The following is a 12,349-nucleotide window of genomic DNA, read 5'->3' as shown; positions in this document are numbered from 1 at the left end:
TATTTAAAAAGCAACTGAGCATTGCAGAGCATTCAAAATAAACTTATGAAACAAAGCTACTATTTATAAGTCAATACTACTCACTCGTTTTCGTAAAATTTTTCCTCAATAAATCTCACTAAAATCAATCAATTTGATAAAAGTAGAACACATCCCTAATCCATGATATATGTCATATTAATTCGACCATAATACCAATAACTTTATACTTTAAAATCAAGACACTCCTTTATGTATCTTATGTTCATCATTTTAACAATCACTATTGCTCTTTTTGTTTGGGGAAAATTCACACCAGATATCATAGCATTATTATCTATGATTAGTTTATTCTTGTTTGGAATTCTCGATCTCAATGAAACACTAAGTGGTTTTAGTAATCCGACAGTTATTATGATTGCTGCATTATTCATTATAGGTGAAGGATTGTCTCAGACAGGTTGGACTGCCATTGCTGGAGAAAAAATAATGAAACTTGCAGGTAGAAGTTCTACGAGGTTGTTATTAATTACCACTCTTGGATCTGGAGTATTGTCAGGCGTGGTAAGTAACACTGGCACAGTTGCAACCTTAATGCCTGTAACTATCGCTTCAGCCTGGAGTATTGGAACTATGCCTTCTAAGCTATTGATGCCTGTTGCATTCGGTTCTAACACTGGTGGTTTACTCACACTTACTGGTACTCCTCCAAATATTATTGTAAATAATACAATGATTGAAAAAGGATTAGAAGGATTCTCGTTTTTTGAATTTGCACTTATTGGCTTGCCTTTACTAATAATCACGCTACTCTATTTTAAATTTATTGGATATAAACTTTTGCCAAATAACAAAACCAATAATAAACCTGTAGATATCAGCACAACATTGCACAAATGGATTGAAGCATATCAAGTTGATGATGATTACTACAGACTCAGAGTAAGGTCTGTGTCTCCTCTACTAAATACAAAATTAGGCGATTGGAATTTTGAAACCGAACACCATGTATCGATAATAAGAATTAAGAGAAGGCACCCAAATCTATTGAAAGGAAATGATCCATTTATTGAATTTCCTACGAATAGCACAGAATTCAAATATCATGATATTATTACCGTTAAAGGTGATACCGAAGCTATAAATGCTTTAATGATTAAATTCAGATTGGGATTATTACCCTTAGAACCTATTGCCGATGAATTACGTAATAATCTTATTAATCAAGAGGTTGGTATGTCTGAAGTTATTGTAACTCCGAAATCAGTCTTAGTGGGAAGAAAAATCCGTTTAGGTAATTTCTTTAAAAGATTCGGAGTACAGCTTATGGCAGCCTCACGTAATAACATTCCGTTTACCGAACGGGAAATCACTATAAAAGCAGGTGATGCTTTTTTAATTAGAGGTATTTGGAGTGATATTGAACAATTAAAAGAACATCATGAAAATTTAGTCATCATTGGCAGCCCTGAAGGTATTGCGAAAACAATCACAAACATAACCTTCAAATCATATGTCGCTTTATTTGCACTAATACTTATGATAGTATTGCTAGTCTTTAAACTAGTTCCCGGAGCAATCGCAGCACTAATCTCTGCAGGTATCGTAATACTATTTGGATGTGTTCCAATTTCAAAAGCTTATAAAGGAATTAGTTGGATAAGTGTTATTATGATTGCTGCTATGATTCCCATGGGAATAGCTCTTCAAAAAACAGGTACAGCAGATGTAATAGCTAATGGCTTAGTAAATTTACTGGGAAGTTATCACCCAATCGTTTTACTTGGTGGAGTTTTTCTGCTAACTACAAGTTTTAGTCAGGTGATTAATAATTCGGCTACTGCTGTACTTATGGCACCAATTGTCATCATTTCTGCCAGTACACTTCAAATCTCTGCAGCACCTTTTATGATAGCTGTAGCGATAAGTGCTTCTACTGCTTTTTTAACTCCCGTAGGCACAACAACTAACGCTATGGTGATGACAGCAGGAGGCTATAAATTTTCAGATTATCTTAAGGTTGGCTTTCCTTTATTATTACTCTTTTTAACAACCACATTAATCTTAGTGCCATTAATCTGGCCTTTTTATAACATTTAAATAATTATATATAGAAACACTAATAAAACCAAACATTATGAAAACTCGAGATCTTAGTAAATACGGAATACAAGACGCTAATGCACATTGGAATCTTTCTCCTGAAAAACTTCAGCGAATAACTGTTGAAAAAGGCATGGGAAAAGAAACTAAAAACGGAACATTAGCTATAAACACTGGCAAATTCACAGGGCGTTCACCTCAAGATCGCTTTCTAGTTAAAGATAGTTATACAGCAGATAAAGTATGGTGGGGAAAAACCAACAAACCTATTTCACCTGAAAACTTTGATACCCTTCAAAGTGAGATTGAAACGTATCTAAGCGGCAAAGAAATCTATGTTAGAGATGGTTATGTATGTGCTGATCCAGATTACCGAATGAATGTAAGAACCATTACAGAATACCCTTGGTCTAATATGTTTATCTACAATATGTTTTTGAGACCTGAGCCTTCAGAACTTGAAGACTTTAAAGAAGAATGGTTAGTTCTTTGTGCACCTGGATATGTTTGTCCTGAACCAGCAAAACATGGCTTAAGACAAGGCAATTTTTCAATTCTAAATTTCACAAAAAAAATTGCTCTGGTAGGAGGCTCTGCATATACAGGCGAAATGAAAAAAGGGATATTTTCTGCTCTTAATTTCATCTTACCTATAGAAAAAAATGTTTTACCAATGCACTGCTCTGCTAATGTAGGTGAAGATGGAGATACTGCAATTTTCTTTGGGTTATCTGGAACAGGTAAGACAACACTTTCAGCTGATCCTGATCGAAAACTTATTGGAGATGATGAACATGGTTGGACTGCTGATAATAATATCTTCAATTTTGAAGGTGGTTGTTACGCTAAAGTGATTGATTTAACTGAAGAAAAAGAACCGGATATCTACAGAGCGATTAAACCTGGTGCAATTTTAGAAAATGTGATTTTTAAAGATAATGGTGAGGTAGATTATATGGATAGTAGCATTACTCAAAATACACGTGTGAGTTATCCTATTTACCACATTGATAATATTCAAGAACCTTCATTTGCTGGTAATCCTACTAATATTTTCTTTTTAACATGTGATGCCTTTGGTGTACTTCCTCCTGTGTCAAAGTTAACACCTGGACAAGCGGCTTATCATTTCATTTCAGGATATACAGCTAAAGTTGCAGGTACAGAAGCAGGTATTACTGAACCTGTGCCTTCATTCTCTGCTTGTTTTGGAGAACCATTTATGCCACTACATCCAACTGTGTACGCTGAAATGCTTAGTAAAAAAATGCAAGATGCTGGTGTAAATGTTTGGCTAATCAACACAGGTTGGAGCGGCGGACCTTATGGTGTTGGTTCTCGAATTAAACTAAAATATACTAGAGCTATGATTACGTCTATTTTAGAAGGAAAACTTGAAAATGCCGATTTTGAACAACATCCAATTTTCGGATTGTTCATGCCTAAAGCTTGTGATGGAGTTCCAACAGAGTTATTAGATCCAATGAATACGTGGCTACAGAAAGGGGCTTATGTAAGTAAAGCGATACAGTTAGCACACTCCTTCCATTTAAACTTTGAAAAGTTTGTTAATCAGGCTTCAACTCAAATTATTGAAGGTGGTCCGTTAATTGATGAACATCATCATCTAAATGACCACGTCTAATCAATTTATAAAGAAAATGAGGTTGGCAGCTACCTAACACAAGGGTAATGCATAACTCTTAAATTAGCCAACCTCACTTTCTGTTTTTCTATTTGTATTCACTTTAATTCTAATAAATGAAATGCTATTTCCTTAGTATAGTGTTTTGTATTGCATCACTTTTGTCCTTTGGTCAGATAAATCCGGAAAAAAGAACTGGTACATGGTATATGCTTTTCACAACCCATCAGGTTTCAGATAAATTAAGTATTAATGCTGGCATGCAATTGAGATACTACGAATTAATATCAAATTACAACCTGGACTTCTTCTATACTGGTCTTAGCTATGCAATTAATCCAAAAGTAAATTTAACCTTTAATTATGGCTATCTGGATATTGATCGCAGCATCGAATTTACCGACGTTACGAATACTATAGAGCATCGTTTTTATGAACAAATCACGTACAAGCATGATCTTTTAAAGTTACCTATACGACACAGATTTAGACTTGAACATCGATTTTTACACGATGTCTTTGAAAATGAAAATCAGAATCGGATACGCTATCGCTTGGGAACATCGGTTAAATTGAATACACAATTTTATATCACCGCAAACAACGAGTTCTTTTTAAACCTTGAAGGTGAAACTTTCAGAGAAAATAGATTATATACAGCTTTTGGAATAATAATAAACAAAAACATAAAGCTTGAAATAGGCTATATGAATCAGCATATCAACAATTTAGACTTAGATCGTTTACAGTTTGGATTATATATTACAACCGATTTTAGAATTAAAAAACCGGATTAAACCTTCCAATCCTTCTGTTCTTCTTTTGTTAAAAAAGTCCAAGCTACTATTCTACTAATTTTATTTCCAAGAGACATTTGTAGGACTTTAACATCTGCTGCTCCCAATTTTTTTAGTGAGGATTGCATTGATTTTACAAGTTCCTTTTTTGAAACTAAACTTGTGTACCAAAAACAATTGGTTTTAAACAAAGAGCTTTGATATAAATAATTATGTAAAAATGCTTTCTCTCCACCTGGATACCATAGTTCGTTAGCTTTTCCACTAAAGTTTCTTTTTAGGTCATTGGTTGAGTTTCCGAGCCCTTTAAGTTTACGTTTTGAATTTTCATTAGCTTCAACTTCATTTTTATAGAAAGGCGGATTACAAAGTGATGCTGTGATTTTTTCCGAAGAATGCAAAACACCATTCAAAATAGATTGTGGATTGTCTTGAAATCGACATTCAATATGATTGCTTAAATTGTTCTTTTCTACAATTTGCTTTGCGTTATTATAAGCAGATGCATCAACTTCAGAAGCTATAAAGTTCCAATTATACTCTGTATGACCGAGAAGTGGATATACACATGTGGCTCCAGTACCAATATCAAAAACTGTAATTTCATTTTTTAGACCTGAAGTTTTCAATAAATCATTCAATATGTGAATATACTCCACGCGTCCTGGAATTGGCGGACATAAATTATCATCAGGAAAATCCCAATATTGAATTCCGTAATGGGTTTTTAGTAAAGCCGAATTCAAACTTTTAACAGCTTTGGGATTAGCAAAGTCAATGGTATCTTTTCCATATTGACTTTCAAAAACAAACTCAGCTAATTGCGGTGAATCTTTAATAAGAACTTTAAAATTATAGTCTTTAGAATGTTTATTATGTTTATGCAAATGTCTTGGTTTTAGTTGCAATTAAGGCTTGTTCAATATCGTGTTTTAAATCTCTAAATGTCTCAATACCAATTGAAAACCGAATCAATTGATTACTGATTCCTACGGCGTCGCGTTCATCTTGAGTTAAGAGTGCATGAGATGTTTCAGAAGGCAATAACATGGTACTTTCAACACCTGCTAAACTCATTGAAGATTTTATTAACTTAAGTTGCATTTGAAATGCCATAGCATCAATCCCTTCAACTAATTCAAACGACAACATTGCTCCAAAATCATGCATTTGAGATTTGGCTAATTTATATTGAGGATGGTTTTTTAAACCAGGATAATTTACTTTGGCAATTGCTGTATGTCTATCTAAAAATTTAGCCATTTTTTTTGCGTTGTTTGTTTGTGCTTTGACTCGTAGAGCAAGCGTTTTCATACTACGCTCTAACATCCAAACCGTAAAATCGCTTAAGCTTCCACCTAGATTTTTTCCGACATTCCAAATACGTTCAATATGTTCTTTTGAGCCTGCTACTGCTCCAGCCAGAATATCACTGTGACCACCAAGATATTTTGTTGCTGAATGCATGACTAAATCAATTCCGAAGTCTATTGGATTTTGGTTGATTGGACTAGCGAATGTGTTATCTATTGAGGATACAATTCCTTTTGCCTTAGCCAAATGCGCAACAGCTTTAATATCTGTTATAGTTAATAAGGGATTTGAAGGTGTTTCGATGTGAATCAATTTAGTGTTCGGTTGAATAGCAGCTTCAAAATCTGAAACCTGATACCCTTTAGTAAACGTATATTCAATTCCGTACTTAGGAAATTCTTCCTTGATAAAATTACTTGTACCACCATATAATGTGTTTTGAACCACAAGATGATCTCCCTTTTGAAGAAACGCCAAAAACATGTGGCTAATAGCAGCCATTCCACTACCGAAAATAAGCGCATCTTCTGAATGTTCTAAGGCAGCAATTTTTTTTACTAAATACTCCTGATTAGGCGTATTAAAATAGCGTGGATATCGTTTAATATCTACACCATCAAACTCATATGATGTTGATAAATAAATGGGTGAAATAGCACCTTTAAACTGCTTATCTTTAATTTCACCAACATGTGTACATATGGTATTTACACCTAATTTTTTTTTGGACATAATAGTAATGTTTATAGAAACTAAAATTACAAAAAAGAATATGATGAACTTTAAATACAAAGATCAAAATGAATCATCCATATATACCAATCAATTCTTTATTATGATTTTTTTATTATGTGTGAAATTAAGTGTCTCTACTTTAACAATATAAGTTCCCGATGAAAGATTTTTAACCGGAATTTTAATTGCAGAATCAAAGAAAAAATCCTTAATGTTTTTCCAACTATGGATTTCTTGACCTAATAAATTAATTAAACGAACACGTTTTACATTCGAAATATTCATTGACTTAACGTAAATTTCCTGAGAAGTTTCCAAGAAATTTATAATAAATTGATTTTGGGTAAAATCAGTATTTGACAAGGTGTTTTCTTCTGAAAAGGTAACATAAAATCGATTCAGGTAATTGTTTGCATCAAGAGTAATTTGGAATACGTCATTACTGATATTAAAATAGTTATTAGTAATACTATCGAATACAAATACGTCTATTTGATTTTCAAAGTTTTCAATAGAGTTAAGTGCTATTTCATATGTTCCAGTTGTCGAAATATATACGTTCAACGGATATTGACTGCTTTCATTAAATTCACCAACGCCTTGAGTTGAGAAATCTTTGTTTTCAATTTCCCAGAACATATCATTTGCAAAACTAGCGTCTGCATTTTCAGCATCATATCCAAAATCAAAACCATCACTAGCTTGATTATCAGCTGTAAACGCAAGTAACAACGGACGTTTCGCACCTTCTGGGGTTTTAAAATCTATACGAACACGCTGAATTTCGGAGATAGAATTTTCTTGATAAGTAGTAGTTCCTGCAGATCTGATAAACTGAGAATTTGATACATTTTCTCTAACAAATTGACGCTGACTATTCTTAAATTGAATTGAACCTCCAGTATTACTCGAAGTCACAAAGAAACCTTGTCCAACTGGAATATATTGACCTGGTAATTTAGTAGGCACCCCATTTTCACTCACTAAAGGAGGAGAAACTGCAGGATTACCACCTGATAAATTATAAGTAGCATAACCACCTTCATAATCTTCTAATACATGTGTAAAGTTTGAAGTATAATGTTCCCAAAAATATAAAGTACCATCAATACTTTGAGTTGAACCAGAATTTGCTGCTACACCTGGAAGATTATCTTTAATAAATTGCTCAGCATCTATTGCAGAAGCATAAGGGTTACCTACTAAAGCTTGATTCCCAATGGTTACTGGTGTTATAATTGTTCCATTGTTAGGTTTTCCAACAAATACGTAATTTTGAACATCATCGACAGGATCTCCTGCTCCGCTTCCCTTCATTGTAAATCCTAGACCTGTACTTAAATTGTCTTCTTCAGTTAAAGCTCTCCATGATGCATAGGAATCTTCAGGGTAATTTTCATAAGCATATAGCCAACGATTCGACATCGTTATCGGCACAGTAGTGCCAATTGCATTATGTGCATTAGTCCACTGCAAGTCTTGAGGACTTGAAGAATTTGTTCCATCTTTTAATACATCATCAATACTATATGGTGTATTATTTGAATTTATGTTAATCGCACTAACTGGAGAACTCCAGTAATTATAATTATATAAGTTAGAAGTACCTTGTTGATCACGTTCTAGCTTACCTGAACTAGACGTATCAAGGACACTTCCTTCATTCTGAAGCAATTGAGATTCTCCAACTAAATCAATAATACCATCTAACTTTAAATAGTGGGTCACTCGTAGTGATTGTCCATTATTTGTTTCATCCTGATTTGTAGATGGATCAGACATTTGCAATATCTTATTGCCTGAATCAGATATTAATCCAAGAACTGTAATATTTTTATCTCCAGAACTTATGTTGTGAGAAATTTGAACAATATTCCAGTCTATATACGTGTTACCATCAATTCCTAAGCTATTAGGCGCATCCCAAACATTAAAGTGTGTCCATGTATTATCATCAGCCCAATCTTGTCCGTCAATTCTTGATGTATATGGCAAAGGTGCGGTATCAGGTTGACTAGAATTCATATTTCTTAATTGCCCTCTAACACTTCCTGCATTTGGTATGAGGTAGCCACAATTAACATCCATCTGATAATAACCATCTAAATTTGACCAAACCAAACCAGCAATATCTAGTGGTACGACCTCTCCTCTAACTGTTGTATTATTCATAATTTGTTGATTCATCATTTGACGAATCTGATCATTTGTTAAGCCAATATTCCAAATTCTGAGTTCATCAATCCAGCCATTAAAATAATTTACTGGTCTTTCAGAAGCATTACCTAATTGATCCGCAGCACCAATTAAACTTTTCATTGTATTGGTTGAAGGCGCAGTTCCACCTATAGGATTACTTACTTCTATACCATCAATATACAATCTATACGTACCGTTTGAATTTGTTACAGCTATATGATACCATCTGTTTGTAGTTAGTGGATAAGAAGATTGAATAATTCCATTAGAATTCCATCTAAACTGAAGTGTACTTCCTTGTAAACTTAAATCATATCCAGTAGATAAATCATTTGTATTCCTTTTAGAAAAAATACTTTGATGTCCTGAAACGGATTCCGGCTTAATCCAAGCTTCAAGACTAAACTGATTAGAAAGGTTATAGTTATCCTCAAAAGTGATATAATCGTTAGTTCCATCAAAATTAATAGTTGGGCAACTTTCAATAGTTACCTCAATAGTATCTGAACAACCTACTGAAGGTATAGTCCAAGTCAATTCGTATGTTCCAGGTTCTGCTGAAAATTTAGACCTAGGACTTGAAATATCTGAAAATCTATAATTACTTCCGCAGCCTGAAATAACTTGCGCAGACCAAACTCCAGCTTCACGAGTTCCAGGATAGGTTCCAGTAATAAATACCGATGAATTACTTACTCCATTACTAATGTTTTGAGCAGCTGTTAAATCGTTATCATAAGCATTTAAACTTATTTCTTCTCCACATTCTCCAATAACCTGAGTTATATCTTCTCCTGCATAAGCTAAACTGGCATCTACAGAAATAAATACCGTACCTTCATTTCCATCAGCTCTACAGCCATTAATTAACGATGTCACGCCATAGGTTTGTACTCCAGGTGTCTGTGGACTTATGGTCGTAGTTGATCCTGTAGTTACAACTGTTCCTGTTTCATCTTCCCATTCAATAATTTCATCTACAGGTGCTTGAGGAATGGTTATATTTTCAAGTGCCCAAACACTATTAGCAGTACCAGAGTATGTGAACTTGACTCTCAGTCCAACTAAACCAATATAGTTCTGTAAATCAATAATAACATGATTATCAACAAGTGAACCTTGAGAATTTCTACACTGTCCAGTAAATCCTATGCTCTGTCCATTGACAAATCCAGTATCACTCGGACCAGTATAATCATAAGCTGCACCTGGATCTAATACTATTGGATAAGTCGCACCTCCATCTAAAGACAATTCAATAGAAAGCCACGCTCCAGCTTCTAAAAAGTAAGCTTGGTCAAACTCTAATGTTGCTGTAGATAAGCCTAAGGTATTGAATATAGACGTTTCAAGAGTTGATAATGGTGATATTGTATGATCAGGATTAATAAATGGAGGTATTCCACTGACAACAGCAAATTTGTTTCCATCTGGAGAATCAAAACATCTCCCATTAAACTTTTTCGGTCCATTAGTTAATTTCCAATAAGTGTTATTTGTATTATTTCCTCCTGCAGACATTTCAGCAGCACCATCAACTGTCCATCCTAAATTATTAAGATTTGCTTCATTAAACATACCTCCATTATTAAAATCAGGATTAACACCAAATGAACTTTGAGCTTCAACAGTAATATCTTCACCAATACATGTTGTAAATTGATCTGGACCAATAATCGTCGGTGGTACGTCTGGTGGGATAACTACGACCTGCACTAATGTAGAATTTGCCTGACAAGATCCTATTTGAACAACTGCTCTTACCAACGTAGTTTGTAGAACGTTCGGATAATAATATGTTGTTGTCGTATTTGCAACGGTTGTCCATGTTAAACCACCATTTAATGAATATTCCCAATGCGATACATTTCCAGAATGTCCAGTTAAGTTAATTGTTGCATTTTGAGGTTCATCCGGACAAGCAGTTACCTCTACCAAATTATCCTCATCTGTAATAGTTTGATTATTGTTTAAGAAACCAAGTGCTGTTCCTCCAGAAATATTTGGACTTGTCACTGTAACTGTTGAAGTACATAAAACACTATTACCATTACCATCATCAACGGTTAGTGCTACTACATTTGCTCCAATATTTGTACAATCGAAGGTGCTTTGAGATAAAGTGAAATTTACAGTTCCACAGTTATCCGTAGAACCATTGTCAATTTGAGCACCTGTAATTGTCGCTGTTCCTGTAGTATCATCTAATTGAATTGTAATATCCTGACACAATGCAATAGGATTTACTGTATCATTGATAACAACATTTTGTACAGCATTGACTGAGTTTCCATTACCATCATCAAAATTCCAAGTGATTGCATAAGAACCTTGAGTATTATACACTAAAGGATCTGATGTTGTTCCTGTGATTGTTCCTGAACATGTATCTGAAATTGTTGGTACAGAAACTGTTGCAGAACATTGTCCTGTAATAATTGGCAATGAAGGAACTGTCGGATTCGTATTATCCTGAACATCTACAGTTGCTGTACAAGTTGAAGAATTTCCGTTGTTGTCTGTAACCGTTAAAGTCACTGTGTTGTTTCCGATATCGTTACAATCGAAGCTCGTTTGGTCTAAGGATAACGATTGAATTCCGCAGGCATCATTTGAACCATTATCGATATCTGCTGTGGTGATACTTCCATGTCCTGAAGCGTCTAGTACAAGGGTTGTATTCTGACAAATCGCTGTTGGATTTGTATTATCCTGAACATCTACAATTGCTGTGCATGTGGATACGTTTCCGTTATTATCTGTAACCGTTAACGTTACTGTGTTGTTTCCAATATCGTTACAATCGAAGCTCGTCTGATCTAAGGATAACGATTGAATTCCGCAGGCATCATTTGAACCATTATCGATATCTGCTGTGGTGATACTTCCATGTCCTGAAGCGTCTAGTACAACGGTTGTATTCTGACAAATCGCTGTCGGATTCGTATTATCCTGAACATCTACTGTTGCTGTGCAAGTTGAAGAATTTCCGTTGTTGTCTGTAACCGTTAACGTTACAGTGTTGTTTCCAATATCGTATTATCCTGAACATCTACAATTGCTGTGCATGTGGATACGTTTCCGTTATTATCGGTAACCGTTAAAGTCACTGTGTTGTTTCCGATATCGTTACAATCGAAGCTCGTCTGATCTAAGGATAACGATTGAATTCCGCAGGCATCATTTGAACCATTATCGATATCTGCTGTGGTGATACTTCCATGTCCTGAAGCGTCTAGTACTACGGTTGTATTCTGACAAATCGCTGTCGGATTTGTATTATCCTGAACATCTACAATTGCTGTGCATGTGGATACGTTTCCGTTATTATCTGTAACCGTTAAAGTCACTGTGTTGTTTCCGATATCGTTACAATCGAAGCTCGTCTGATCTAATGTTAACGATTGAATTCCGCAGGCATCATTTGAACCATTATCGATATCTGCTGTGGTGATACTTCCATGTCCTGATGCATCTAATACAACGGTTGTATTCTGACAAATCGCTGTTGGATTTGTATTATCCTGAACATCTAATGTTGCTGTGCATGTGGAAACGTTTCCGTTATTATCTGTAA

6 protein-coding genes and 1 pseudogene are annotated in these 12,349 nt (G+C 34.7%); 3 read left to right on the top strand and 4 right to left on the bottom strand.

Annotated elements, in window-relative coordinates; all coding sequences use genetic code 11:
• Nucleotides 1-240: 240 nt before the first annotated feature.
• The 3 genes from TD18_RS06250 (at nt 241) to TD18_RS06240 (ending at nt 4,524) form a co-directional block, all read left to right on the top strand.
• A complete protein-coding gene (locus tag TD18_RS06250) occupies nt 241-2,079 on the top strand; it encodes an SLC13 family permease (RefSeq protein ID WP_241480650.1) in 1,839 nt (612 codons plus the stop codon).
• A gap of 37 nt (nt 2,080-2,116) precedes the next feature.
• Nucleotides 2,117-3,727: a phosphoenolpyruvate carboxykinase (ATP) gene (pckA, locus tag TD18_RS06245; protein ID WP_040250082.1), complete on the top strand. Its 1,611-nt coding sequence runs from the start codon at nt 2,117-2,119 to the stop codon at nt 3,725-3,727.
• A 116-nt stretch (nt 3,728-3,843) separates the two neighbouring features.
• Nucleotides 3,844-4,524 (top strand): DUF2490 domain-containing protein, encoded by a 681-nt coding sequence (locus TD18_RS06240; protein ID WP_084205863.1) that lies wholly within the window; start codon nt 3,844-3,846, stop codon nt 4,522-4,524.
• Here TD18_RS06240 and rlmF read toward each other — a convergent pair.
• From rlmF to TD18_RS17185, 4 genes and pseudogenes are all read right to left on the bottom strand, one after another.
• Nucleotides 4,521-5,411 carry a 23S rRNA (adenine(1618)-N(6))-methyltransferase RlmF gene (gene rlmF, locus TD18_RS06235; RefSeq protein WP_084205862.1) on the bottom strand — a complete coding sequence of 297 codons (891 nt, stop codon included), beginning with the start codon at nt 5,409-5,411 and terminating at the stop codon, nt 4,521-4,523. The genes TD18_RS06240 and rlmF overlap by 4 nt on opposite strands.
• The gene (locus TD18_RS06230; protein ID WP_040250078.1) at nt 5,404-6,570 is read right to left on the bottom strand and encodes a trans-sulfuration enzyme family protein; all 1,167 of its coding nucleotides are present in this window, start codon (nt 6,568-6,570) and stop codon (nt 5,404-5,406) included. Before TD18_RS06230 ends, rlmF begins: the two co-directional genes overlap by 8 nt.
• Before the next feature lie 90 nt (nt 6,571-6,660).
• On the bottom strand, nt 6,661-11,310 hold the full coding sequence (locus TD18_RS06225; RefSeq protein WP_040250075.1) for a LamG-like jellyroll fold domain-containing protein: 4,650 nt from the start codon (nt 11,308-11,310) through the stop codon (nt 6,661-6,663).
• A gap of 476 nt (nt 11,311-11,786) precedes the next feature.
• Nucleotides 11,787-12,349: pseudogene (locus TD18_RS17185) on the bottom strand (hypothetical protein); the annotation flags it as partial.

This window comes from Psychroserpens mesophilus (genome assembly GCF_000826645.1).
In the GTDB taxonomy this organism is placed as follows: Bacteria; Bacteroidota; Bacteroidia; order Flavobacteriales; family Flavobacteriaceae; genus Psychroserpens; species Psychroserpens mesophilus.
This window is presented reverse-complemented; position numbering and strand designations above follow the sequence as displayed.